This is a genomic window from Myxococcus sp. MISCRS1, from assembly GCF_026626605.1.
GTDB classification, from domain to species: Bacteria; Myxococcota; Myxococcia; order Myxococcales; family Myxococcaceae; genus Myxococcus; species Myxococcus fulvus.
This window is the reverse complement of record NZ_JAPNKB010000001.1, coordinates 5,099,628-5,125,250: the sequence shown is the minus strand read 5'-3', so window position 1 is coordinate 5,125,250 and position 25,623 is coordinate 5,099,628. Positions and strand designations below refer to the sequence as shown.

Genomic DNA, 25,623 nt, shown 5'->3' with positions numbered 1-25,623 from the left:
GCGTGGTTTGCGCGTCCGGTGTTCCGTCTGGCGGGATGCTCGACCTGGCGTCGGCTCGTGCTCGGGCGCCTCATATCGCCTCATATGACGGGGACTCGTGCCCCTGGTCACCGCCCCGTGCGAGACCTGTCCATCTTCCGCAAGACACGGGCTGCCCGTGGGCTCAGCTGTCTGCCTTGCCTCCGGATTCGTACTTCTTGCGCTTGCGCCACAGCGTGGACGCGTCGATGCCGAGCACCTTCGCGGCCTCGTCCAGCGTGGGCGCGGAGGCCATGACCCGCAGCGTGTGCTCGCGCTCCACCTCCTCCAGCGTGTGCGGCCCGCCCAGCGCCACCACCGTGCCCGCCGCCGCCGCGATGCGGTCCGGGAACGCCTGCGGCTCCAGGACTCCCGCGGGCCACACGATGAGCGCCCGCTCGATGGCGTTTCTCAGCTCACGCACGTTGCCCGGCCACGGGTACGCGAGCAGCATCTGCTCCGTCGCGGGCGACAGCTCCGGCGTCACCGGCCGCTGCCCCGTCTTCGCGAAGAACGCCACGAAGCGCCTCGCCAACGCGAGCAGGTCCTCGGGCCGCTCACGCAGCGAGGGCAGCTTCACCTCGATGACGTTGAGCCGGTAGAACAGGTCCTCGCGGAACCGTCCCTCCGCCACGTCCTTCTCCAGGTCCCGGTTCGTCGCCGCCACCACCCGCACGTCCGCCTTGCGCGTGCGGCCTTCTCCCAGCCGCTCGAACTGCTTCTCCTGGAGGAAGCGCAAGAGCTGCGCCTGGAGCGACGGGCTCATCTCCGCGATTTCATCCAGGAACAGCGTGCCGCCCTCCGCCTGCTCCACGCGGCCGGGCTGGTCCTTCACCGCTCCCGTGAACGCGCCTCGCACGTGGCCGAACAGCTCGCTCGCCAGGAGCTGCTCCGACAACGTCGGACAGTTCACCGTGACGAAGGGCCTGCGCCTGCGCACGCTCATCGAGTGCAGGGCTCGCGCGAGCACGCCCTTGCCCGTGCCGCTCTCTCCTCGCAGCAGCACCGCCGCGTCGGAGGTCGCCGCTCGCGATACCAGCCCTATCGCCGCGTGCATCACGGGAGAGGAGGTGTCCAGCGTGGCCTCCGGCACCGCCTGCGCGAGCTGTCCCTCGAGGCTCTCCAGCTGCGAGGACAGCGCCCGGTGCTCCCGTGAGCGGTCCAGCACGTGTCTTATCTGCGCGGGCGTGAAGGGCTTGGGCAGATAGTCGCGCGCGCCCCGGCGCACCGCCTCCACCGCCGTGTCGAACGTCGCGTACGCGGTGATGAGCACCACGTCCAGGTTCGGTGACTCCGCGAGCAGGCGGGGCAGCAGGTCCAGGCCACTCGCGGTCCCCAGCTTCAGGTCGACGAACGCCAGGTCCGCGGGCCCCTGGGCGAGCGCCGCCAGCGCCGCCTCCGGCGTGGCCGCCTCTCGCACCTCGCAGTCGAAGCCCTCCAGGCAGACCCGCAGCGTGTGGCGGATGTTGCGCTCGTCGTCCACCACCAACACCCGCATCGGCCGCTCGCCGGAAACCGGGGTCGGCTCCATCCGTGCATCCATGCGTTGATTCTAAGTGCATCGGCCGCGCCCGGCCGTGTCTCGTTGGGGCTCGTGAGTCGTGTCGGGGACTTCCGCGCACCGCACCGTGCGATGCGCAACCCCGGGGCCGCTCCCGTCGTGCAGGCTGCAACCCGGGCCGCCACTTCTTCACATCCGCGACAACGAATCCTGGCGCGTCCCCCCTCATTCCGGTGGAACATGGGGCCATGGGTCCGAACGGGAACGAGGGGGAAGAGGAGAACATCTTCACCCGGGACAGGGCGCCCACCCGCAGCCAGAAGCGCGTCCGCCAGCTGGTGACGCTGGGCATCATCGTGCTGGTGCTCGCCGGGGTGTGGGCCTATCTCCAGGGCGGAGAGAATCGGGCGCTGAACGCCTTGGCTCCCGCTCAGCGCGAGGCGCTCTTCCAGGAGACTCGCGACGACTTCCGCCTCCTGTGCATGGGCGACGCCGGGCCCAAGCTGCTCAATCGCTGTCAGAAGCAGGCGGAGTTCCTCACGCGCTTCTCCGAGTGCGACGAGGCGTGCCACCAGGAGCTCGCGCCCATGCTGCGAAAGGCCGTGCGCTGACGTCGAGCGGGTGGGCCCTTGCGCGATGCATGGCTTCGCGCGCGCCTGCTTGCCGAATGCAAGGGTCCTGGACCTCGGAGATGGGAGCCCTGCTCGGAGGTGGCCTCGTGCCCTGGCGGCACGGGGTTTGCCCCTGGGGAGCCCATGCGTCCCGAGCTCCGTCTGGTCCCTGACTCCACTCCCCAGGCCCCCTCGGCGCCGCCCTCCCTGGCGAGCCCCTGGTGGAGGGACCTGCTCTGCATCCTCGCGCTGGGGGCCTCCCTGGCGCTCGTCGTGGGCTGGTTGGGCTCGGAGCGCCGCGCCGTGCTGTCCCTGGAGCCCGATGAGCGTGCCCTCGTGTTCCAGGAGTCGTGGGACGGCTTCCAGCAGCTGTGCTCGGCGCCGTCTCCGCCCGGCCTGATTCCTCGCTGCCGGGAGCAGGCCCGCTTCCTCCTGCTGTTCCCCGAGTGCCAGGGGACCTGTCAGGAGCAGGCCCGGCTGCACGGTCGGGCCCTTCGCTGACCGCGGTCCGCCAGCGCGGCTCGAACACGCTTCCAGCCCCCGACTCCGGAGCGCCGCGTCCGCGCTGCGGTGGCTCGACGCTCCGGTGAGCTCCTCCCACAGAATTCCGCCCTCGTGCCGGGGCTGGCATGCGTCCCCGACGTCGCGAGCGCCCTGGAGTGTCACGTCCCTCGTGGGCGCCGGGCGCGGTTTGCAGTCATCGCGGTCGGAGCGGAATGACACGGCGCTCGGAGGGAGACCTCGCGTGTCGCGAGGCTCGGTGGCCCTCGAGGTTGTGGTCTGCACGGTGGGGCCGGGCTCGCTCGGGGAAAAGTGGCCGGATTCCGGGCGTCTGGTGGTGGGGGTGGTCGGCACGGTGGATGCGATGGAGGTGCCTCGTGCCGGGCGATGTGCGGCCCGGTCCTTGGGAGGACTTCATGGTGCTGCGTCGATTCGTGAGGTCGATGGTTCGTCGGGAGGCTCGGCGTGAGCCTGGCCTGTTGCTCGGGGAGGCGCCGCTCAAGGCGGTGCGTCTGCTGGGCGCGGAGCGGCTGGCCGAGGCGCGTGGGCGTGCGGAGCATGCCTTGAAGGGGGCTCGGCGGTGCTCGTGCTGCCGAGGGTTGCTGGAGCATCTGCATGACCGGCTCGGCTCCACGTTGTTCCTGGATGATGACCCGGAGCAGCTCGCGCGGGCGTTCGACGCGGAGGAGCGCGATGGGTTCACGGCTCGCGTGCTGGCGGCGTGCATCGTCCTGTCGGGTCGCGAGCGGGTGGCGGCTCCGGCGCTCTGAGGTTCACGGTGGTGGGCCCGGGACTGCTCGGGCCGTGGGAGGTCGTCATGTTGAGGTGGACCGAGTTCCTGGAGGTCGAGGCCATCCGTCCGTCGCTGCGGGCGCGGGAGCGGGTGGGCGTGCTGCACGAGCTGGCGGGGATGATGGCGGATGAGGCGGGAGTGCCCGCTCGCGAGCTCGCCGTGCACCTGCTGGCGCGCGAGCAGCTCGGCTCGACGGCGATGGAGGGCGGCGTGGCGGTGCCGCACTGTCGACATGCTCGCGCTGGACGCATCGTGACGTGTCTGGGCATCCATCGGGGCGGGCTGGCCTTCGGTGAGCCCGAGGATGGACTGGTGCGCATCTACGTGGGCCTGGTGTCGCCGCCGGATACCGGCGGGCTGCACCTCAACGTGCTCTCCCGCATCGCCACGTTGTTGCATGACGTGCGCGTTCGTGACGCGCTGATGGCGGCGGCCTCTCCGGCGGCGGTTCGCGCGCTGCTGGTTCGCGCGGAGGAGGAGGTGCTCCCACTTCGCGGTGAAGTGGCCGTGGCGCGCTGAGTCGTGCCCTCGGAGGCGCGGCTGTTGTTGCTCGCGTGGCAGCGCGGCGCGGGTTCGGGCGTCGCGGGTCCTGGTTCGGGCGCGCCCTGAGAACCTGAGAGGAGCGGGGTGGCTCGGACCTGGTCCGGAAAAACGCGAGAGAAGTGTGTAGTGGGCTCGAAGAATTCGCGGGGAGGGATGCGGATTCGCGAGCGCGGATGCATCTCTGCGCCGACTCGGGCGGTGGCGGCTTGCCCGAGGAGGTGCGGCATGTTGCGGTGGACGGATTTCCTGGAGGTCGACGCTGTCCGCCTGTCGTTGGAGGCGCGAGAGCGGGTGGGCGTGGTGCACGAGCTGGCGGGGCTGATGGCGGCCCGCGCTCGGGTGCCCGCGAAGGAGCTGGCGGAGCACCTGCTGGCGCGCGAGCGACTCGGCTCGACGGCGATGGCGGGGGGCGTGGCGGTGCCGCACTGCCGGCTCGGCGGCGTGCCGCGCATCGTCACGTGCGTGGGGATTCATCCGGAGGGCCTGGACTTCGGCGAGGCCAACGGCGGGCGCGTGCGCGTCTTCGTGGGGATGGTGTCTCCGCCGGACCCCGCGGGCCTGCACCTCAACGTGCTCGCGCGCATCGGCGCGCTCTTGCGCAACGCGAGGCTGCGTGAGGCGCTGCTCACCGCGCCGTCTCCGGCGGCCTTGCGCGCGCTGCTGGTCTGCGTGGAGGACGCGCACGTGAGCCAGCGCTCCGAGGCCGCCGTGGCGCGGTGGTGAGGCGCTCAGTCCTCGCGCGGACTTGTCGAGATAGCGAACAGATGGTGACGGGCCGGCCGATACGCCGGGCCTCCCGACGCGGCGCGTCCTGGTAGCGTCGCCAGCCGTGACGACGACCTCGACCACCTCGCCTCGCTGGCTGTTGTATGGCGCCTCCGGCTACACCGGCCGCCTCATCGCGGAGGAGGCCGTGCGCCGCGGCCACCGCCCCGTGCTGTCCGGCCGCTCCCGCGAGAAGCTCGCGCCCCTGGCGGAGTTGCTCGGCCTGGAGGTCCGCCCCGCGTCGCTCGACGACCCACGCCAACTGGCCGCCGCCATGGACGGCCTGCCGCTCGTGCTCCACGCCGCCGGTCCCTTCGTCCACACCAGCGAGCCCATGCGCCTGGCGTGTCTCGCCGCCGGCACCCACTACCTGGACATCACCGGCGAGATTCCCGTCTTCGAGGACTCCTTCCGCCACGACGCCGACGCCAAGGCCCGGGGCGTCTCGTTCATGTCCGGCGTCGGCTTCGACGTCGTCCCCACCGACTGTCTGGCCCGCTACGTCGGCGAGCAGGTCCCCGGCGCCACCGAGCTCGACATCGCCATCGCCGCCGTCTCCCAGGCCAGCGCCGGCACCACCAAGTCCGCCCTCATCCAAATCCCCGAGGGCGGCAAGGTCCGCCGCAACGGCCGGCTCGAGCCCTACCCCATGGGCCACGGCACCCGCCGCGTGCGCTTCAGCGACCGCGAGCGCTCCGTCATGCCCATCCCCTGGGGTGACCTCTCCACCGCGTTCCACACCACCGGCATCCCCAACATCACGACGTACATGGCCTTCCCCGCCAACAGCGCCCGCGTCCTGCGGTGGACCCACCCCATCCTCCGCCGCGCCCTGAAGCTCGCCCCCGTCCGCGATGGCCTGATGAAGCTCGTCGACGCCCGCGTGAAGGGCCCCGGGGCGGACCTGCGCACGTCCAGCCGCTCGTACGTCTGGGCCCAGGCCCGCGCCCCGGATGGCCGCTCCGCCCAGGCCTGGTTGGAGGTCGCCGAGGGCTACCTCTTCACCGCCCGTTCCTCCGTCCTCGCCGTGGAGGAGCTGCTCGCCCAGCCCACCCCCGGCGCCCTCACCCCCGCGGGTGCCTTCGGCGCCGACTTCGTCCTCCGCGTCGAGGGCTCCCGCCGCTTCGACGCCCTGTGATGATCCACCCAAGTCCCGGGTCCGTTTGACCCCAGACTGGTGGAAAACCGCGCGGGGCCGGTGTGTGTCAATGAGCGGGGGTCCCTTAGCAGCCGGGTCTCAGTTGGCTATCCTGCACTTCGGCGGATCACCGGTCCGTCCGAGCTTCAGGGAGTCCACGGGGCTCCTCGGAAGGATGGCGACATGGACGGGCGCTGCAGGCTCCTCGGGGAGTCGCGCTTCAACTGCCGGAACCTGGCCGGGGCGGACGGGGTGCGTGGAGACTCGGGTGGGACGGAGGCCGTTCGGTGCGCTTGAAGCTGAAGCAGAAGGTGATGCTGTCCCCGGTGGCCGCGGCGGTGCTCCTCGTGGTCCTCGTCGTGGTGGCGCTGGCGGGCGGTCCGACGTGGCTGGTGGTCGTGCTGGCGCTCCTGGCGATGGGGACGACGGCGGGGCACGCGTGGTGGCTGCACCGTGACCTGGCCGAGCCGCTGACGCGATTGTCCGAGGTGGCGCGGCGCATCGCGCATGACGGTGATTTGTCGCAGCCGCTGGAGCTGGGGCGGCAGGACGAGGTGGGCGAGCTGAGCCGGAGCCTGCAGGTGATGGCGGACCGGCTGCGCGACGTGCCGGCGACGCTGAAGTCCGTGGTGGAGGAGCTGTCCTCGGCGGCCACGCGGCTGACGCAGGCGAGCCAGGACCAGGTGAACTTCCTGACGAACCAGTCGCGCAGCCTCACCGAGGCGAGCACCACCATCGCCGAAATCGCGCAGACCTCCAGCATGGCCGCGAGCCGCGCGGAGATGGTGCTCAAGGTGGCCGCGCAGGCGGACCAGTTCAGCTCCTCCGGCCAGCACTCCATCGAGCAGAGCGCCCAGGGCATGCAGCAGATTCGCGAGCGCGTGGGCGCGCTGGTGGGCAGCATCGCGCACCTGAGCGACCAGGCCGTGCACGCCGGTGAAATCATCAGCAGCGTGAAAGATTTGGCGGACCAGTCCAACGTGCTCGCGCTCAACGCCGCCATCGAGGCCGCGCGCGCGGGCGAGGAGGGCCGGGGCTTCGCGGTGGTGGCGCGGGAGATGCGCGCGCTCAGCGGGCAGTCGCTCCAGAGCACCCAGCGCATCGGGAAGATCCTGCTCGAGATCAACCAGGCCATCCGCCAGACGACCTCCATCGCGGAGGGCGACAGCGAGAAGATGGAGCAGAACATCGAGCAGGTGCTGGCCTCGGCGAACTCGCTGAAGGAGATCACCACCGTGGTGCAGGAGAGCAGTCAGGCCGCGCGCCAGATTGTCGCCTCCGTCACCCAGCAGAACGCGGGCATCGCGCAGATGACCGAGGTGATGACGCAGCTGTCCTCGATGATGGCGGACGTGGTGACCTCCACCATGACGGCCGAGGAGGCCGTGACCCAAATCAACGCCACCCTGGGGCGGCTCGAGTCGCTGTCCACGTCGTTCCGCGCGTAGCGCCTGGCGCTCCGGGCGGCCCCCTCGACGAGAGCGAGGTGAGGGCCGCCCGTCGAAGCCGCGTCACTCGCCCTGCATGAGCCCGGTGATGCGCCCGTCCTCGTGGACGGTGATGCGGCGGGCGGCGGGCTCGCGAGGCAGCCCCGGCATGGTGAGGATGTCGCCGGTGAGCGCGACCATGAAGCCCGCGCCCGCGGACAGGCGCACCTCGCGCACGGTGAGCGTGAAGCCGCGCGGCCGGCCCTGCTTCGTCGCGTCGTCGGAGAGTGACAGGTGCGTCTTGGCCATGCACACCGGCAGCTCCGCGCCGCCCAGCTCGCGCACGGTCTCCAGGTCCTTGCGCGCGGAGGCGGTGAAGGCCACGTCGTCCGCGCCGTACACGGTGCGGGCAATCGCGCGGACCTTCTCCTCGGGGGACTGCTTCACGTCGTAGAGGAAGCGCGGGGTGGGTGGAGACGCGTCCGTGCCGTCGAGCATCGCGAGCACCCGGTCCGCCAGCTCCAGCGAGCCCTCGCCGCCGCGCGTGAAGCCGTCACACACTGCCATCTCCACGCCGCGCTCCCGGCCGAAGGCGCGCAGAGCATCCAGCTCCTCCTGCGTGTCCTGGGGGAAGCGGTTGACGCAGATGACCGCGGGCAGGCCGAAGGCGCGCACCGATTCGAGGTGCTTGTCCAGGTGGTCGAAGCCTCGCGCGAGCGCCGCGCCGTCCGGCTCCGCGACGCGGGCGAGCGGGGTGCCGCCGTGGTACTTGAGCGCGCGCAGCGTGGCGACGAGGACGACGCCGCGCGGCCACAGGCCCGTGCTCCGGCACTTGATGTCGAGGAACTTCTCGGCGCCCAGGTCGAAGCCGAAGCCCGCCTCCGTGACGACTTCGTCCGCGTACGCGAGGCCCATGCGCGTGCCCACCACGGAGCTGCACCCGTGGGCGATGTTGCCGAACGGGCCCGCGTGCACGAGCGCGGGGCCGCCCTCGCGCGTCTGGACGAGGTTGGGCATCAGCGCGTCCTTGAGCAGGGCGACCATGGCCGCCGCCGCGTCCACGTCCCTGGCGCGCACGGGCTTGCCGTCCGGTGCGTGGCCCACGACGACGCGGCCCAGGCGCTCCTCCAGGTCCTTGAGGTTCTCGGCCAGGGCGAGGATGGCCATGACCTCGCTGGCGGCGGTGATGTCGAACGCGCCCTCGCGCGGCACGCCGTGCGCCTTGCCGCCCAGGCCCACGATGACGTTGCGCAGGAAGCGGTCGTTCATGTCCAGCGCGCGCCGCCAGCGCACCCGCGTCGAGTCGATGGCCGCCGGCTGGCCGTAGTACACGGCGTTGTCCACCAGCGCGGCGAGCAGGTTGTTGGCGCTGGTGATGGCGTGCAAATCACCCGTGAAGTGCAGGTTGATGTCCGCCGCGGGCTCCAGGCTGGCCTGCCCGCCGCCGGTGCCTCCGCCCTTCACGCCGAAGACGGGGCCGAGGGACGGCTCGCGCAGCGCGGCCACGGCGCGGCGTCCTCGGCGACGCAGGCCCATGGCCAGCGCCACGGACATGGTCGTCTTGCCCTCGCCCGGAGGCGTGGGGTTGATGGCGGAGACGAGCACGAGGCGGCCTTGTCTTCCGCCCTGCTTGCCGAGTGCACCGAGGGAAACCTTGGCGCGGTTCGTGCCCCACGGGTGCACGTCGTCGGGGGACAGGCCCAGTTCGGCGCCCACTTCTGCGATGGGTCTCAGCTTCATGCAGGGGACTCTCGACGCGCGCGGGGCACGGGTCAACCGATGTGGTGTGGGCCCGTCCGGGGCGGGACGGATGTGGGCGCGGGGTGCCGTGCGCGGTGGGACGGATGGGATGGCGCGATGACGTGGCCGTGTGGGGGCGCGTTGGGATGCGCGCCGTGGCACTTGCTCGTGAGGCGCCTGGCGCTGGTGGGCGAGCACCGCGACGCCAGGGTGTCCGCGCGGAGGTGTCTGGGTGTCAGAGCCCTCGCGCAGTGGTTCGCTGGCGGGCCGTGCGCAGGTGCTTTCGCACCATGAGGATGGAGAGCCCCACGCCGGTCGCCAGGACGAGCCAGGGCCAGGCTCCCGCGCTGGCCAGTCGTTGTGTCAGGTCGCCGAGCACGGTGCGCGGGAGTTGGGCCAGGAGCAGGAACGTCGCGGTGGCGAGAACGAAGAGGGCGAAGCCTCGGCGCAGGACTCCAGGGGCCACGCGTCCGGCGAATCTTCCACCGAGCATGCTCCCCACGAGGGCGATGGCGAGGACCTCGCCCGTGAGGCGCCAGGGGAGCTCCGCATGGCCCAGATGGCCGATGAGACCCGCGGCGCACTGGAGCGCGATGACCACCAGCGAGGTGGCGGTGGCCATCGGCGTGGACAGGCCGACCAACGTGAGCGCGGGGACGATGAGGAAGCCGCCTCCCGCGCCCACGAGCCCTGAAAGGATTCCCACGCCCACTCCCTGCGCCACCACTCGCATCACGGAGACGGATGCGCCGCTCGCGATGCTCGCGGGATGTGGCTTCTCGGTGCGCCCCACGGAGGCGGGGAACCCGTTCGCGATGCTCGCGGGACGTGGCTTCTCGGCGTGCTCCATGGACACGGAGGGAGCGCTCTCGATGCTCGCGGGACGGGGCTTCTTGGTGTGCCCCATGGAGACGGAGGATTCGCTCTCGACACTCGTGGGACGACGTTTCTCGGTGGGCTGCTCGTGCTGGTCGGCAGCGAACGAGGTGCTCGGCTCGACTTGTCCGGAGGTCGCTCGTGCTTCCGAGAGGTCGGCCGTGACGTGGCCGCTCGTCACCGGCGTAGGTGCATCCGAGCGCAGCAGCATGGCGACCGAGGCCGCGACCATCACCCCCGCGAAGCACAGCAGCAACATCGTGGGCGACAGGAGCGGGTTGAGCTTTCCTCCCAGGAACGCCCCCGCCATCCCTCCCGCTCCGAACAGGAGCGCCGTGCGCCACCGCACCCGGCCCGCTCGCGCATGCAGCAGCGCGCCGCTCGCGCTCGTGACGCCCACCACCACCAGGGACATGGCGATGGCCGTGCGCGGCTCCACTCCCAGCACGTACACCAGGAGCGGCACCGTGAGGATGGAGCCCCCGCCTCCCAGCAACCCCAGCAACACTCCCACGAGCAACGCGCCCGCCATCCCCACGGCCCACATCATGGACGACTGCCTCCTCCAGGCTTCGCGACCGCGAGCAGGTCCCGGACCTCTCGCAGCGTCTTCTCGAACGCCGCCGCGTCTCCTCGCTCCTTCGGCGGCTCTGCCTGGAGCGCATCCAGCACCGCACCCAGTTCCTCGCGAGAGGGCTCCGGTGGCAGCGACTCCACCGCGGGCACGCGCATCCCCGTGAGCCTCGCGCGCAGGGTGTCTCCCACCTGCCCGAGGTTCGGGAGCGGCTCCGTCGTCAGTCGCACCACCGGCAGCGCATGCGCGTTCCACGCGAGCATCCCGCCCGCCAGGTTCATCACCCGCGTGAAGCCCATCCCCACCAACTGCGTGGCCGCCTTCGCGGACCTCGCACCCGAGCGACAGATGAGCAGCACCTCCGTGTCCCTCGGCCACAACGTCGCCGCCTCGCGCAGGGTGGCGAGCGGCGCCGGATGCACGCCCTCGAGGTGACCCAGAATCCCATCCAGCTCGACGGGCTCGCGCACGTCCACCAGGTGCAGCCCCGGGGACCGCCCGGTCGCGAGCTGCTGGACGTCCACGTCGCGATAGCCCTCCGGCCGGGGAGGGGCGTTGTCGTAGAGGTGACTCAAGCTGCGGCTCCTTCGATTCGAGCAAAAGGGTCCCCGCTCCGCGTCCCTCGGGGGAGGCGGCTGGGGCTCTGGAGGTGCGGGACTGGCGACGTGCCCCAGCGGGCACGGGTCACATCACGCGGACGGTGACTGGGATTCCGCCGGGGCGGTGAGACCGCAGGCGCGATTGGCCGGCACGGCCACGTCCAGCTTGCGCGGCGGCGGAATCTGTCGCGACTTCATGAAGTGCACGAAGTCGTCCCGCGTCCTGCCCGCGAGGCGTGGGTTGTGTCGCTTCTCCTCGCCCACCGAGGACGACGTGAAGCCCGCGTAGTCATGGGCGGGGAACACCTCCGTCGCGTCCGGCAGGACGAACAGCTCGCGGGTGATGGAGTCGTAGAGCTGCCCCGGGTCTCCATTCTGGAAGTCCGTGCGGCCCGTGCCGCGCACCAGCAGCGCGTCCCCCGTGAACAGTCGGCCGTCGCACAGGAAGCTCAGGCTGTCGTCGGTGTGTCCCGGCGTCTCCAGGACGCGCAGCTCCAGCTGGCCCACCCGCACCACGTCGCCGTGCTTGAGCTGCCGGTCGACACAGGGCGCGCCCTTCGCCGACGCCATCACCCGGGCGCCCAGGCGCTCGCGCAACTGCCCGGCGCCGGTGACGTGGTCCGCGTGCACGTGCGTCTCCAACACCACCACCAGCTTCAACCCCAGCTCCTCCATCAGCCGGGTGTCCCGCTCCACCTGCTCCAACACGGGGTCGATGAGCACCGCCTCCCGCGTCGCCGGGTCCGCCAACAGGTAGGTATAGGTCGAGGACTCCGAGTCGAAGAGCTGCCGGAAGAGCATGTCCACTTCCCTCCTGGGTTGGTCGCAGCGCATGTCCAGCGGTACTGCGAGCCGCATGCCAGCGTTGCGGCTCCGAGTGACGGCCCGAGCGCGCCGGTCGTTGCACCCACTTCGGGGAAACAGGTGAAACACCTGGGTGAAACGGCCGCCCTGGATTCGAGGACGGTTGCTCGCTCAGCGCGCAGCTTCGCCCAAGGTCCGCAGGCGGCGCCAGAGTGTCACGCGACTGACGCCGAGCAGGCGCGCGGCCTCGGAGCGATTGCCGCCCGCCCGGGTGAGGGCCGCGCGTACCTGCTCCTCGTCGAGCGTGGCGCCGGTCGTCGCCACGGGGAGGTGGGTGAGCGCCTTCGCCTCGGAGAACTCGGGGGGCAGGTCCACCTCGCGCAGCACCGGGCCCTCGCCGATGACGTAGGCGTACTCCATGACGTTGCGCAGCTCGCGCACGTTGCCGGGCCACCCGTGGGACTCGAGCAGCTTGCGCGCGCCAGGCGCGATTCGCTCCACACGCCGCGTCCCCCGCTGGTGCAGCTCGTCGAGGAAGCGCAGTGCGAGCGGAAGAATGTCGCCCCGACGTTCTCTCAAGTTGGGGAGGAAGATGGGGACGACGCGCAGGCGGTACATGAGGTCCGCGCGGAAGCGGCCGGCCTCGACCTCGCGACGCAGCGCGCGGTGGGTGGCGGCGATGATGCGCACGTCCACGGGGACGGGGGCGCGGCCACCCACGGGGATGACGGTGCGCGTCTCGAGGACTCGCAGCATCTTCGCCTGGAGGTCGAGGGGGAGCTCCGCGACTTCATCGAGGAAGAGCGAGCCGCCGTGCGCGAGCCGGAAGTGCCCCGGGCTGTCTCGCACCGCGCCGGTGAAGGCGCCGCGCACGTGGCCGAAGAGTTCGCTCTCCAGGAGGTTGGGGGGGAGGGCCGCGCAGTTGATGGCTCGGAAGGGGCCCTTGCCGCGAGGGGACAGTTCGTGCAGCGCGTGCGCGATGTGCTCCTTGCCCGTGCCGGACTCGCCTCGCACGAGCACGCTCGATTCGGTGCGCGCGACCTTCTCGACGATGCGGAAGACGCGGCGCAGCTCCGCATCCTGGGTCCACAGGCCGTGGAACACCTCGGCGCCCTCCAGGGCGGGAGGGGAGGTGTCCTGGCGGACGGTGAGCGCCCAGCCGTCCTTGCCGAGCGCTGTCGCGCGGACCCGGATGGTGCCTCCGGCGCGGAGCTTCGTGGTCGTCTCGCGTCCCGTGGTGAGGAGTGCGTCCAGGCGCTCGGCGTCACCCTGGAGGGAGAGCAGCTCCGTGAGGGGTGTGCCCTCGCGCACGGGGGCGCCGAGCTGGGACTCCAGCGCGGAGGTGGCTCCCACGATGCGGCGCTCCGCGTCCACGAGGAGCACGGCGCCCGCGAGCGCGTCGAGCGCGGACAGGGCGAGCCGAGGCGGACGCTGCGGAGGGCGGGACGTGGGCATGCTCCGGGTGCATAGCGCGGAGCGGGTTCGCGGGCACGCCCGTGGTGTCTCACGCCCGCCCGCGCAGCATGCCCTTCCAGTAGAGCTGCGGCAGGCCGTACTTCTTCATCAGCCACATGTCCCGTCGCTCCTGCATCGTGTCGATGAGCGGGAAGCTGGGCGTGGGCTTGCCGTCGTAGTCGAACTCCGCGAGCAGCAGCTTCCCGTAGCCCGTGGTCAGCGGACACGAGGCATACCCATCGTACCTCGCGGTGGGCGCACGGCCCGCCATGACGTCGCGCAGGTTGCGCACGAGCACCGGCGCCTGCTTGCGGATGGCGGCCCCCGTGCGACTCGTGGGCAGGTCCGACGCATCCCCGAGCGCGAAGACGTTCGGGAACACCGGGTGCTGGAGCGTGTGCTTGTCCGCGCGCACCCAGCCACTGCACGCCCCCTCGCGCGAGGTGAGCGGACTGTTCCGGATGAAGTCCGGCGCGCTCTGCGGCGGCGTGACGTGGAGCAGGTCGTAGCCCAGCGTGACGCGTGTCTTCTGCCCGTCCCGCATCGTCTCGAACGTCGCCTCTCGCCGCGCTCCATCCACCGCGACCAGGTCATGTCCGAAGTGCGTCTGGATGCCGTAGCGCTTCACCACGTCCTCCAGCACCCGCGCGAAGGGCTGCACCCCGAAGATGGCCTTCGCCCCCGAGCCGAACACCACCCGCGAGCGCTCCAGGATGCCCGTGCGTCGGAAGTGGTCGGCGGCCAGGTACATGATCTTCTGCGGCGCCCCCGCGCACTTCACCGGCGTGGCCGGATGCGTGAAGAGCGCCGTGCCGCCCTTGAACGCCTGGAGCATCCGCCACGTCTTGGGCGCGAGCCTCACGTCGTAGTTGCTGCTGACGTGCTCGGTCTCCAGCGCGTCGCGCAGACCCCGCACCTTGTCCCAGTCCAGCTGGATGCCCGGCGCCACCACCAGGAAGTCGTAGCCCACGCGCAGGCCGCCGCGCGTACGCACCTCCTGCCGGACGGGGTCCACCTCCTCCGCGGCGTCCTTCAGCCACTTCACGCCCCGGGGGATGAGGTCGGCCTCGTCGCGCACGGTGTCCTCGACGCGCGCCTCGCCCGCGCCCACCAACGTCCAGAGCGGCTGGTAGTAGTGACGCTCGGAGGGCTCCAGGATGGCCACGCCCTTCTGCCCCAGCCTCGTGAGCCGCGCCGCCACGCAGATGCCCGCCGTGCCTCCGCCGATGATGAGCACCCGGTGACGCTCGCTCACGGGTGCCACGTAAGGCATGGGCGTCGTCGCCGGGTCGGTGCAGCCGCAGTCCTCGCTCGCGTCCATCGTGCTCGCTCCCTGCCTGGGTGAAGTCGGCAGGGGGCCTTAGCAGGGCGCATGCCACCATCGTCCCCGAGTGCGGCCCGTGTGTGCGCTGGCGCGCGGCGCTGTTTCACACCGTTTCAGGGTGTTTCATGCAACACGGCCCGGAGGAGCGAGCGCCCTGGAGAGGACGTCCGCTCGACCGGGTCGTGGGGGCTCCCGTCGTTGCGTGCGCTCGGAGCGCTACTTCCCGAAGATGCCGCGCAGGCGCTTCTTGGCTTCCTCTTCCGCGCGCTTCTTCGCCTCGGCCTCCAGGCGCTTCTTCTCCTCCTCGGCCTTGGCCTCCATCTCCTTGCGCTTCGCCTCGGCGTCGGCGCGCAGCTTCTCCTCGCCGCCCTCGATGGCCTGCTGCACCTGCTTGCCGCGCTCACCGCCGATGAGGTTGCCCGCGAGCGAGGACGCTGCCAGCTTCGCCAACGTCGTCACCGCCGGCTTCACGTCCACGCCCGTCACCTCGGGCTTCCACGCCGGACCCGTCAACTTCAGGCCCACCGGGATGTCCGACGGCGGCGTCACCTTGCCCAAGGTCAGCGTCTTCACCGTCGACGGCGTCAGCGCCACCGCGCCCGTGAGGTCCAGCGTGCCGTCCAGCTTGATGCCACCGTCGAAGCTCATCGCCGCCTCCGGCCGCGTCCACGTGATGGGCTTGGACAGCTGCGCGACGCCGTTCTTGATCTGCACGCCGAAGGGCAGGTTCTCGCTGAGCGACGTCACCTCGTTGCTCTTGAGCGCCTTGGAGGCGAAGGGGAGCGCCTTGGCGAGCGGCTCGGAGACGGACGACACCAGGTCCTTGCCCAGGAGCGTGCCGCCCAGGATGTTGCCGCTGATGCCGCCCAGCAGCGTCTCCTTGAGCTTCTCCGGCGTGTAGCCGATGCCCTTCACGTCCACGTTTCCGTTGAACGTGCCCGTCATCACCTTGTGCGGCGTGGCCTGCGCGATGGCGTCCGCCACCTGCACGCCCTCCACCTTCACCTTCGCCTCGAACGGGCGCTGCGGCGCCGCGGGGCCCAGGCGGATGCTCGTCCCGTCAGCGACCACCTTCCCGCCGAACACCCCCGAGGAGAACTTCTCCACGGTGATGAGGTCGTCCGTCATCTTCACCACGCCGGTGACGTTGGTGAGGTCCATCTGCGTGTAGCGCAGCGTGCCCACCGCGAAGCGGAGGTCGCCCCGGTAGCCGTTGAAGCGCGCGGGGTCCTCGGGAGGCAGCTCCGCGGACTCGGGCGCGGGCACCGTGCCGCCGTTGCGCGCCGCCAGCTCCTGCTCGTCGAACAGCAGCGCGTCCGCGTCCAGCTTGTTCGCCTTCACGTCCGCGGAGAACGTCGTCGTCTGCTTCTTGCCCGTGCCCGCCGTCGCGAACGACGCGCTGCCCGTCACCGTGTCCTGGAGGAGGTTCGCCGTCATCTTCGGCACGTCCACCTTCATGCCCACGCCGCCCTTGCCGGGCGCGTACGTGCCCGCCGCGGCCAGCTCCATCCGCTGGCCCGGGGCCTTGTCCACCAGCAGGCCCGGGCGCAGGTCCACGCCGGACAGGTCCGCCTTCGCGTCGAACTTCAGCGCGCCGCCGCTCGCCGCCGCGCCCGTGAGGCTGGCGGTGAGCTTCATGGCGCCGCCCGCGTCCTTGGTGAGCTGCGCGGGCACCCGCAGGCGCACCGGCGTCAGGTCCACCGACACGTTGATGGCCTGCGCGGCCTGTGTCCCGCTGGCGCGCACGTCCAGTCCGATGGGACCGGCAATCATCCCCTGGAGCTGCTTCTTCAGCGGCGGGTAGTACTCGGCGAGCACGGCCGGGTCCAGGTCGCGCCCCACCAGCTCGAAGCCCTCCACCGACGGCGTGTCCGACAGCATGCCCTTCACGCGGCCCTTGCCGGTGATGTTCGCCGGGCCCAGGTCCAGCTTCAGCTTGTCGAGCGACAAGTCCCCCGTGGCCAGGTCTCCGGCGACGTCCGTGTCGAGCACCACGTCCAGCGCCTTGCCACCCTCGGCGCCCGCGAAGCGCAGGCCCAGCGCGGAGATGGCGCCGACCAGCCGCGTGGGGCCCTTGCCACCGGGCACCGCGCCGCCGAGCTCCGCCTTCCAGTCCGCGTCCAGCGTGCCCGCCTGCAGGCCCACGTCGGGCGGCAGGAAGGGACCCAGCGGGGACAGGTCAATCTTCTCCGCCTTGAGCGTCACGCGCTCCGGCGTGGGAATCAGCGTGGGCGGCAGCGGGGCCGCGTGCAGCGAGAGCTTCAGGTTCTGCTTCTCCGCGAGCACCGCCGCGGCCAGGTCCACCACCAGCGGCTTGCCGGCGCGCAGGTCCTTCACCTCGATGTCCAGGTCCTTCACCGCCAGCTCGCGCGCGCCCTGTCCCCCGGCGCGGTCGACGAAGCGGATGGTGCCGTCGGTGAGCGCCGCGCGCTCCACGTGCACGCCGGACAGGTCCGTGGGCTTCGACTCCTCCTCGGGCTTCGGCTCCTCGGGAGGGGACTGCTCCTCCAGGCGCTGGAGCAGGCGCTGCACGTTGGTGGTGCCGTCGGCCAGGCGCACCACGTTGACGGTGAGGCCGGACACCTCGGCGTTCTTCACCTGGATGTCCTTGCCGCTCGAGGAGAGCAGCGGGCCCACGGCCACGCTGACGTCCACCTTGGCGAGCGTCGCGAGCGGCAGGTCCTCGCCCTCCGCGGCGCCGATGGAGACGTCCTCCACCACCGCGCCCACGCTGGGGAAGAGCTGGGTGGAGATGTCGCCGATTTCAATCGGGCGGCCCAGCTTCTGCGAATACGTGGCGGCCTGCTCCCTGGCCGTCTTCAGCAGGATGGCGTCGAGCCGCCAGAGCACCACGAGCACGGCGACGACGAGGAGCGCGAAGACTCCCCCGAGCACGTACGGCCAGCGGCGCTTCTTCTTCACGACGTCGGACATCGCTTGGTTCCTCCTCAGGTGAGCGGCCCCGGGTCTCGGCCCGGCGCGGAGCCTGGGCTCACGTCGGGACGCTTAGCCCAGCCCGGGGCGTGCCGCACGCGTCTGGCGCGGCCACGTATCGGGGTGGCTCGGCGGGGGCCTCATCTCATCCCGGGACGGTGGAGGGGGCTGGAAATGCACGCCGCCAGGGCGCGGGGCCCGTCCGGTCGTCCCGGGGGCGAGAGCGGAGGCGCCAGCCGGCCCTCTGGCGCCTCCTTGCCACCCAACACGCTCCAGGTATCCACGGGCGCGCCGCGAGGGAAGGGGTGTGCTCCCGCTTTCGAGGTGGGCAGAGGTGTTACCGCGAGGCCGCCTCCCAGGTGGTGGGGCTCGTCGAGGCAGGTATGGGGCGCTCACGGGCGGTGCGGACGCTCGTCTCGCGGGCCGGGCCCGCGTTGTGCCCGCCTCCGTGGGGGCCCAGCTTCGACGAAGAGGGGCTGGGGTCGGGCAGGGGCGGGGCGCATGGCACGGAGGTGACGCACATGGCGGGCGCACAGGCGTTTGCGCGGGCGGAGGCACGGCCGGGGCAAGGGATGCGGGCCCGGCCGCGAGAGGCCTTGCCCCTGCGCGGACGGGTGCGTCACCAGTCCTGGATTCCGCCCGTCGTGGGAGCCGCTCTCGGCGCCTGTCTGGCCGTGCTCCTGGTGGAGCCCTCCCCGACCCTCCTGCCCCGCCTGCTGAGTGGCGCGGCCTGGCGGGCCACGGCCGCCGAGGCGCGCGGCATGCTCTCCGCGGTGCTGGGCATCGCGCTGACCTCGCTGAGCATCGTGCTGTCCTTGTCCATGCTCGTGGTGCAGAACGCCGCGGGGCAGTATTCGCCACGTCTATTGCGTCTGTATCTGCATGGCACTGGCATCCGCGTGGTCATCCCGGTGTTCGTGGCCACGAGCGTCTTCTGCCTCGTGGCGGCGCATGAGTTCGGGTTCGTCTCGGGGCTGGAGCGCATGCCGCGACCGGCGCTCGCCCTGGCCATGCTGCTGCTCATCGCCTGCGAGGGGGCGCTCGTCTTCCAGGTGCTCCAGACCTTCCAGCTCATGCGCGTGGAGAACCTGGTCCGGCGGGTGCGTCAGGAGACGCTGACGGTCGCGCGCGAGCTCGAGCGGTTCCGCGAGGGGGACCTGGAGGCGCCACCTCCCGCGCGTGTTCGCGCGGCGGTGGCGATGCCGCTGCGAAGCCCTGGTGACGGCTTCATCGCCGCCGTCGATGCGAAGGCCCTGCTGGAGGTGGCGACGACGAAGCGCTGGGTCATCCATCTGGAGCGCGCCATCGGCGAGCCGGTGATTCGGGGTGAGCAGGTCGGCCAGGTCGAGGTGGAGCCTTCCCGAGGGCCCCCCTCGCGGCGGGAGCTGGTGGAGGCGATGGGCCGCGCCATCCGCCTGGACCACTGGCGGGACGAGGACCGGGACATCGCCCTGGGCGTGCGGCAGCTGGTGGACGTGGCCCTCAAGGCCTTGTCCCCTGGCGTCAATGACCCGTACACCGCCGTCGAGGCGCTGGACCAGCTCACGTTCCTCCTGTGCGAGCTGAGCCCGATGCGCCTGGGGCCCCGGGTGCTGGCGGACGACGCCGGGACGCCGCGCGTGTTCCTGCACGGCCCCACGCTGCGGGACTACCTGGCGTCGGTCGCGGAGCCGCTCCTGCGCTATGGCGCCTCGGAGCCCACCGTGGCGCTGCGGCTCATGCGCCTGGCCGCGGCCGTGGGGCAGCGCGCGCGGGACGCGGAGGACCGGTCCGCGGCGCGCGAGCTGCTGCGCTCCATCCCGACCGTCGCGGAGCGGGCGGCGGGACAGGGCGTCGGGGTGGGCCCGCTGCTTCAGCGGCACGCCGAGGCGCTGGAGCGGGCGCTCGACGGAGGGCCCATGCCACCGCTTCCAGCCATCGGTTTCTGAGCGGGCGCGCGAGGAGTCAGGGATGGCGGCCGAGTTCGGGAGTGGAGAGATTCTGGTCCGGCTGCTCGTGGCCGGGGGGGCCGGCATCGTCCTGGGGCTGCCGTACCGCAAGCGGCCGGGCGGGGTCCGGACGCACTACCTGGTGACGTTGGGCGCCGCCCTCTTCTGCACCTCCGGGGCGAACCTGATGGCGACCCCCGGGGAGGCGCTGCGCATCATCCAGGGCGTGGCCTCCGGCATCGGGTTCGTGGGCGCGGCGAGCGTGCTCAAGCGGGGGAGCGCCATCTTCGGCATCACGACGGCCGCCTCCATCTGGATTGCCGCGGCGGTGGGCTGTGAGGCCGCGCTGGGCAACCCGTTGCTCGCCGCTTGCGTGGCGCCCGGCATCTCCGTGACGAGCTGGCTGGTGGGGCTGCTGGAGATTCGCGTCTTCCACCGCCGCAGAATCATGCGCGAGCTGCGTGGGGAGCAGAAGGAGGACCCGCCGCGCTGAGCCGCCGTCACTTCGGAGGGCCGTGGGACGTGTCGAGCCGCGCGAGGGTGCGACGCAGCTGCTCCAGCCGTCGGCGCTCCGCCTCATCCTCCGAGGAGTCGTGTGCCTCGTCGACGAGCTCGCCCAGGCGGTGGAGCCCATCCCGGATGAGGGCCCACTCCTCCTCCGAGTGGTGGGCCCTGCGGGTGAGGTACTCGATGACGCCGTTGAGCGTCTGCGGCTGGAGGTCCCCGTCGCCCAGGCGGTCCGTCACCCCGGTCCTGTCCAGCAGGGCCTGGGTGGGCGCGAGCACGCGGGACAACATCAGCGTGATGTCGCGCTGGTCGAGCGACTCCTTCAGCTCACCGAGCATGTCCGCGCCGGGCACGTCCAGGTCCGCCGTCACCTCCAGGTCCAGCAGCACCGTGTGCACGGGCGCGCTCGACTGGTTCACGTGCGCGATGACGGCGTCGCGCAGCGCGGTGGCGTTGGCGAAGAAGATGCCCTCGTTCGGCCGGAGTATCAGCAGGCCCGGGACGCGCAAGGGCGCCGGGCGGCGGTGGATGTCGGCGAAGTCCAGGGTGCCCGGGACGCGGCCCAGCTCGCTCAGCCGGGGCTGGCTCGCCCGCCACACGAGGAAGGCCACCGAGAGCCCCACCGACACCATCAACCCGGGGAGCACGTCGAGCACGAGGACGCTCAGCAGCGCGCCCATGGCCAGCAGGAAGTCGGTGCGGCGCAGCGCGAAGAGGCGGCGCATCTGCTTCACGTCCATCATCCCCGCGGTGGCCAGGACCACGATGGCGGCCAGGGTGGCCTCCGGCAGCGTGCGGAACAGGGGCGTGAAGAAGAGCGCCACCAGCGCGAGCAGGGCCGCGGCGAGCAGGCTGGGCATCTGCGTGCGCGCGCCGGCCGCGTCGTTGGCCGCGGACTTCGACAGGCTGCAGCCCACGGAGAGCCCGCGGAAGAGCCCGGCGCCCAGGTTGGCCGCGCCCAGGCCGATGAGCTCCTGGTTCGCGTCCACCTCGTAGCGGTGCTTCGATGCGAGCACACGCGCGGGGCCGATGGCCTCCGCGAAGGTGACCAGCGCGATGCCGCACGCCCCCGGCAGCAGGCCCAGCAGGTCCTTCAAGCCGACGTCGGGAATCGCGGGACCGGAGAGGCCCGAGGGGATGTCGCCCACCACCTTCACGCCGTGGCCCTGGAGTCCCAGCATGCCGATGCACGCGGTGCCCAGCACGAGCACCACGAGGGACGCGGGCAGCCTGGGCACCCAGCGGCCCAGCACGAGCAACAGCCCCAGGCTCACCGCGCCGACGACGAGCGTGAGCGGGTGTGTCTGCGGCAGGTGGGTGACGAGGTCCCAGAGCCGCTCGAAGAAGTTGCCGCTCCCGGCCTGGATGCCGAGCAGCTTGGGCACCTGCTTGATGGCGATGACGAGCGCGAGCCCGAAGACGAAGCCCGTGAGGAGTGAGTCGGAGAAGAACTGGGCGATGCGGCCCAGCTTGAGCACGCCGGCCAGGATGGAGATGACCCCGGCGAGCATCGCGAGCGCGGCCGTCAGCGCGATGAAGCGCGGGGTGCCGCTCTCGGCGAGGCTCGCCACCGTGGACGCGGAGAGCACGGCCACCGTGGCGGAGATGGCGACGACGAGCTGGCGCGACGTGCCCAGCAGGGCGTAGAGCACCAGCGCCACCGGGCCGGCGTAGAAGGCGGCTTGCGGCGGGACGCCCGCCAGCTCCGCGTAGGCCATGGCCTCCGGTATCTGCAGCGCGGTGATGGTGAGCGCCGCCACCAGGTCGCGCTTGAGCGAGCTGGGGCGCCACGCGGGGAGCCAGGCGAGGAAGGGCAGGTGGCGGGCGAGAGGGCGCGCGTGGGAGGTGTGTCGCTGAGGATGCGTGGACATGCGGCGGCCCTCCGGCCCATCGGGTCCCCGCACATTGGAGAGCGCACCCCTCGCGGGCATCGCCCGATGGGACGGGGCGGCCAGGGAGCCGGGTGGGCGCGAGCGCTCAGGTGGCGCGCGCGCCCGGGGATGCGCCGGGCTTGTGGAGCAGCGGGCGGACCGCCGAGAAGACCTGGTCCCGCACCCACCGGTGCGCGGCGTCGTGCTGGAAGCGCTCGTGCCACTGCATGGCGAAGCGGACGCGCGGCAGGGCGATGGGAGGTGGGCAGGTCTCCAGGTCCAGCGCGCGGATGGCGTCAGCGAAGAGCGGCATGGGGACGTTCATCAGCAGGTCCGAGTGGGCCAGCGCCTGGAGTCCGGAGAGGAACGACGGCGCCTCCAGGGCGACGTGCCGCCGCAGCCCCTGGCGCGCGAGCAGCTCCGCCAGGGGGTTGACCCGCTCGCCGCCGACATGGACGACGACGTGCCCATGGGCCAGCCAGCGCGAGAGCGTCAGGCGCTGGCGCAGCGCCGGGTGGCCTCGGCGTCCGACGACGGCGAACCGCGGCTCGGCCAGCAGTCGCGCGTGGGTGGTGGCGTCCGCGAAGTGCGAGGGCGCGAGCGCGAGGCACAGCGGGCCCTCGGCGAGCAGTCGCGGCAGCTCCGGAGACAGGGGCCGCGCGCGCAGGCTCAGCCCCGGGGCCGTCCGCTGGAGGGCGGCGAGGAGGTTCGAGAGCACGGGGACGAACAGGTCCGGCATCACCAGCGTCAGCGCCCCGGTGTACTTCGCCGGGTCGAACTCCGCCGGGAGGCTCACGGCGGCCTCGAGTGCCCGGAGGGCCTCGGTGAGCCGGGGGGCGATGGCCTCCGCGCGCGGCGTGGGCACGAGCCCCGGGCCCGAGCGCACCAGCAAGGGGTCACCCAGCGACTCGCGCAGGCGCCGCAGCCGATGGCTCAGGGAGGACTGGCTGATGCCGAGGCGCCGGGCGGCGCGCGTGACGTGCCGCTCCTCCAGCAGGACCTGCAGCGCGTGGAGGTGCGAGGGGTCGAGGCGGTCGAAGCGCATCATCGAATGATGCCATGATGCTCATGTCGGAGATGAAGCAGCGCGATGGAGCCCCGCGTCGCTAGGTTGCGCGAATGGACTCCAACAAGCGCTCCCGTCTCCAGGTCGGCGAGGTCATCGCCCCCTTCCTCGTCACCACGCTCACCCAGGGCTCGCTGGAGCTCCCGCTGCGGAGCGCCGGCGCGCTCACGCACCTGCAGTTCCGGCGGTTCGCGGGCTGCCCCATCTGCAACCTGCACGTGCGCAGGTTCGCCGCCGCCCGGGAGCGGCTGGAGGCGGAGGGGGTCCACCCGGTGGCGTTCTTCCACTCCACCGAGGCGTCCATGCGCCCCTATCAGGGGGACCTGCCCTTCCCCGTGGTGCCGGACCCGGAGCGTCGTTGGTACCGACACTTCGGGGTGGAGCAGTCCCGGGTCTCAGCGCTCCATCCGCGGGCCATGCTGGCGGCCGTGAAGGGGCTGGCCTCCGTCCCCTCGAATCCCTTCGCGGGGGAAGGCGGGGCCCAGGGGCTGCCCGCGGACTTCCTCCTGGATGCCACGGGGCGGGTGCTCGCCCTCCATCGGGGACGCCACGCGGATGACCACTGGGAGGTGGAGGACGTGCTCGCGCTCGCGCGGACCGCGAGGGGCCAGGAGGCTCGCGCCTCGTGAGGGGCTCACTTCGTCGTCACGACGAGAACGCATCCTGACACGCGAGCGTCCGCCGCACGACGGACCCACGGGCGCGGACACGCAAGGGTGATTCACCACACGGTCAACCGTGACCTCGGGGGCGACGTGGCGGGTTGAGCGCAGGACGGCCTCCGACGTCTGCCCTTGTTTCCGCCTACCCCTTCCGGCGCACAGTGCGGACACTGGGGCCCGTCAATCTCGATGAGAGCCCTCATGCGTATCCGTGTCGCCGTCGTCCTGCTGGCCAGTGTCTGCGCGTGTGCCTCGCGCCCGAAGGAAGGAAGGGATGCGTCCTCCCTCCCCACGCCCTCGCACGCGGCCACCACCGCCTACTCCCACTTCATCCGCGAGTACCTCGACTGGTTCTCCGCCGCCAACCCCGTGCGCGCCACGCGCCTGGGCTTCCACAAGCACGACGCCCACCTGCAGGACGTCTCGCAGGTCGCGCTCGACCGGAAGGCGGAGGCGCTGCGCGGCTGGCTCACCCGGCTGGAGCAGGTGAACTGCTCGGCCCTCACCGGTGACGACGCCGTCGACGGCGTGGTGCTGGAGAACGCCATCCGCGCGGAGCTGCTGGAGCTGGAGGAGGAGCGCGTCTGGCGCCGCAACCCGGGCGCCTACGTGGGGCTCGTCTCCGGTGGACTGTCCAGCCTGTCCTCGCGCGACTTCGCGCCCCTGTCCGAGCGGATGATGGACATGCGCTCGCGCATGAACGACATCCCCCGCGTGCTCGAGGCCGCCAAGGCGAACCTCCAGGACGTGCCCCGCCTGTGGGCCGAGCAGGCCATCCGCGACGCGCGCGGCACCCAGGTGTACCTGCGCGTGGACCTGCCTCGCGCGCTCGAGGCCCAGGGCGCCGACAAGCTGCCCCCCGCCGAGCGCCAGGAGTTCGACGCCGCGCGCGCCAAGGCGCTCGAGCAGATGGAGGCCTTCACCGCGTGGCTGGAGCGGGATTTGCTCCCCCGCGCCACCGGTGACTTCCGCCTGGGCCGCGAGCGGTTCGAGAAGAAGCTGGCCCTGGAGGAGCACATCACGCTGAACGCGGACCAGCTGCGCGACATCAACGAGCGGGCCATCCGCGAGTACCAGGCCTGGGTGGCGCGCGAGACGGCCAAGGTGGACCCGACGAAGTCCCCCGCCGAGGTGATGGCCGCGCTGGTGAAGGACCACCCGCAGGCCGAGGAGCTCATCCCCCTGGCGCGCCAGCAGCTGGTGGAGCTGCAGCGCTTCGTGCGGGAGAAGGACATCCTCACGCTGCCCTCGGACTCGCTGCCGTCCGTGCGCGAGACGCCCCCGTACGAACGGCTGGGCTTCGCGTCCATGGACACGCCGGGCCCCTTCGAGAGCAAGGCCCAGGAGGCCTACTACAACATCACCAACGTGGAGGCGGAGTGGTCCACCGAGGAGAAGGCGCAGCACCTGACGTACTTCAACCGCGCGGGCCTGCTGGGCATCACCGTGCACGAGGCCATGCCCGGCCACTTCGTGCAGCTGCTCTACGGGGCGAAGATTCCCACCGACGTGCGCAAGGTCTTCACCCCCGCCTCCGTGGTGGAGGGCTGGGCCCACTACGCCGAGCAGATGATGGTGGACGAGGGCCTGGGGCAGGGTGACCCGGCGGTGCGCCTGGGCCAGCTGCGCCGCGCGCTCCAGCGTCACGCGCGCTGGTACGCGGCGCTCGCGCTGCACGTGTACAACGAGCCGGTGGAGGCCGTGGCGAAGCGCTACGCGGAGATTGCCTACTTCGAGCCCTTCCCCGCGCTGCGCGAGGTGGAGCGCGGCACCTCCAACCCCACGTACCTGTACTACGCGCTGGGCCGCATGCAGATTCTGAAGCTGCGCGAGGACTACAAGAAGCACCTGGAGGCGAGCGGCAAGAAGTTCGTGCTGAAGGACTTCCACGACCGCTTCCTGCAGCTGGGCCTGCCCGTGTCGCTCGCGCGCAAGGTGCTCATCCCCGGCGACGAGGCGCCGTCGCTGGAGTAGCCGAGCACCCGC

21 protein-coding genes are annotated in these 25,623 nt (G+C 71.7%); 11 read left to right on the top strand and 10 right to left on the bottom strand.

Annotation, left to right across the window (positions count from 1 at the left end; translation table 11 throughout):
* Positions 1-163: 163 nt before the first annotated feature.
* Positions 164-1,516 (bottom strand): sigma-54-dependent transcriptional regulator, encoded by a 1,353-nt coding sequence (locus OWM54_RS20250; protein WP_267701153.1) that lies wholly within the window; start codon positions 1,514-1,516, stop codon positions 164-166.
* Between the two features lie 251 nt (positions 1,517-1,767).
* Between OWM54_RS20250 and OWM54_RS20245 the strand changes: the two genes are divergently transcribed.
* The 7 genes from OWM54_RS20245 (at position 1,768) to OWM54_RS20215 (ending at position 7,318) form a co-directional block, all read left to right on the top strand.
* Positions 1,768-2,130 (top strand): hypothetical protein, encoded by a 363-nt coding sequence (locus OWM54_RS20245; protein WP_267698541.1) that lies wholly within the window; start codon positions 1,768-1,770, stop codon positions 2,128-2,130.
* 144 nt (positions 2,131-2,274) lie between these two features.
* Positions 2,275-2,631 (top strand): hypothetical protein, encoded by a 357-nt coding sequence (locus OWM54_RS20240; protein WP_223782069.1) that lies wholly within the window; start codon positions 2,275-2,277, stop codon positions 2,629-2,631.
* Positions 2,632-3,047: 416 nt separating this feature from the next.
* A complete protein-coding gene (locus tag OWM54_RS20235; protein ID WP_223782070.1) occupies positions 3,048-3,401 on the top strand; it encodes a hypothetical protein in 354 nt (117 codons plus the stop codon).
* A gap of 47 nt (positions 3,402-3,448) precedes the next feature.
* Positions 3,449-3,943, top strand: coding sequence for a PTS sugar transporter subunit IIA (locus tag OWM54_RS20230; protein WP_267698539.1), 495 nt, complete (start codon positions 3,449-3,451; stop codon positions 3,941-3,943).
* Between the two features lie 249 nt (positions 3,944-4,192).
* Entirely contained in the window at positions 4,193-4,690 is a 498-nt protein-coding gene (locus OWM54_RS20225; RefSeq protein WP_267698538.1) for a PTS sugar transporter subunit IIA, read from the top strand.
* A 106-nt stretch (positions 4,691-4,796) separates the two neighbouring features.
* Positions 4,797-5,870, top strand: a complete 1,074-nt coding sequence (locus tag OWM54_RS20220) for a saccharopine dehydrogenase family protein (protein ID WP_267698537.1) — start codon at positions 4,797-4,799, stop codon at positions 5,868-5,870.
* A gap of 287 nt (positions 5,871-6,157) precedes the next feature.
* Positions 6,158-7,318, top strand: coding sequence for a methyl-accepting chemotaxis protein (locus OWM54_RS20215; RefSeq protein ID WP_267698536.1), 1,161 nt, complete (start codon positions 6,158-6,160; stop codon positions 7,316-7,318).
* Between the two features lie 63 nt (positions 7,319-7,381).
* Here the strand turns inward: OWM54_RS20215 and OWM54_RS20210 are convergent, their stop codons facing one another.
* From OWM54_RS20210 to OWM54_RS20180, 7 genes are all read right to left on the bottom strand, one after another.
* Positions 7,382-9,037, bottom strand: a complete 1,656-nt coding sequence (locus tag OWM54_RS20210) for a formate--tetrahydrofolate ligase (protein ID WP_223752090.1) — start codon at positions 9,035-9,037, stop codon at positions 7,382-7,384.
* Positions 9,038-9,272: 235 nt separating this feature from the next.
* Positions 9,273-10,463, bottom strand: coding sequence for a sulfite exporter TauE/SafE family protein (locus tag OWM54_RS20205; RefSeq protein WP_267698535.1), 1,191 nt, complete (start codon positions 10,461-10,463; stop codon positions 9,273-9,275).
* The gene (locus OWM54_RS20200) at positions 10,460-11,062 is read right to left on the bottom strand and encodes a rhodanese-like domain-containing protein (protein ID WP_223752088.1); all 603 of its coding nucleotides are present in this window, start codon (positions 11,060-11,062) and stop codon (positions 10,460-10,462) included. The genes OWM54_RS20205 and OWM54_RS20200 overlap by 4 nt, the downstream gene beginning before the upstream one ends.
* A 114-nt stretch (positions 11,063-11,176) precedes the next feature.
* Complete coding sequence (locus OWM54_RS20195; protein ID WP_267698534.1) at positions 11,177-11,887, bottom strand: MBL fold metallo-hydrolase; 711 nt, start codon at positions 11,885-11,887, stop codon at positions 11,177-11,179.
* Positions 11,888-12,061: 174 nt separating this feature from the next.
* The gene (locus OWM54_RS20190) at positions 12,062-13,345 is read right to left on the bottom strand and encodes a sigma-54 interaction domain-containing protein (RefSeq protein ID WP_267698533.1); all 1,284 of its coding nucleotides are present in this window, start codon (positions 13,343-13,345) and stop codon (positions 12,062-12,064) included.
* A gap of 49 nt (positions 13,346-13,394) precedes the next feature.
* Positions 13,395-14,666, bottom strand: coding sequence for an NAD(P)/FAD-dependent oxidoreductase (locus OWM54_RS20185; protein ID WP_267698532.1), 1,272 nt, complete (start codon positions 14,664-14,666; stop codon positions 13,395-13,397).
* 219 nt (positions 14,667-14,885) lie between these two features.
* Positions 14,886-17,603, bottom strand: coding sequence for an AsmA family protein (locus OWM54_RS20180; RefSeq protein WP_267698531.1), 2,718 nt, complete (start codon positions 17,601-17,603; stop codon positions 14,886-14,888).
* Positions 17,604-18,124: 521 nt separating this feature from the next.
* Here OWM54_RS20180 and OWM54_RS20175 point away from each other — a divergent pair.
* The gene (locus OWM54_RS20175; RefSeq protein WP_420715338.1) at positions 18,125-19,531 is read left to right on the top strand and encodes a DUF2254 domain-containing protein; all 1,407 of its coding nucleotides are present in this window, start codon (positions 18,125-18,127) and stop codon (positions 19,529-19,531) included.
* A 22-nt stretch (positions 19,532-19,553) separates the two neighbouring features.
* The gene (locus OWM54_RS20170; RefSeq protein ID WP_223752083.1) at positions 19,554-20,024 is read left to right on the top strand and encodes an MgtC/SapB family protein; all 471 of its coding nucleotides are present in this window, start codon (positions 19,554-19,556) and stop codon (positions 20,022-20,024) included.
* 7 nt (positions 20,025-20,031) lie between these two features.
* On the opposite strand, the gene OWM54_RS20165 is transcribed toward OWM54_RS20170, so the two are convergent.
* Entirely contained in the window at positions 20,032-21,909 is a 1,878-nt protein-coding gene (locus OWM54_RS20165; RefSeq protein ID WP_267698530.1) for a SulP family inorganic anion transporter, read from the bottom strand.
* Between the two features lie 106 nt (positions 21,910-22,015).
* On the bottom strand, positions 22,016-22,957 hold the full coding sequence (locus tag OWM54_RS20160) for a LysR family transcriptional regulator (protein ID WP_267698529.1): 942 nt from the start codon (positions 22,955-22,957) through the stop codon (positions 22,016-22,018).
* A gap of 71 nt (positions 22,958-23,028) precedes the next feature.
* Here OWM54_RS20160 and OWM54_RS20155 point away from each other — a divergent pair, with 71 nt between their 5' ends.
* Both OWM54_RS20155 and OWM54_RS20150 read left to right on the top strand, forming a co-directional pair.
* The gene (locus OWM54_RS20155; protein ID WP_223782082.1) at positions 23,029-23,604 is read left to right on the top strand and encodes a peroxiredoxin-like family protein; all 576 of its coding nucleotides are present in this window, start codon (positions 23,029-23,031) and stop codon (positions 23,602-23,604) included.
* Between the two features lie 234 nt (positions 23,605-23,838).
* On the top strand, positions 23,839-25,611 hold the full coding sequence (locus OWM54_RS20150; RefSeq protein ID WP_223782083.1) for a DUF885 domain-containing protein: 1,773 nt from the start codon (positions 23,839-23,841) through the stop codon (positions 25,609-25,611).
* Positions 25,612-25,623: the final 12 nt, after the last annotated feature.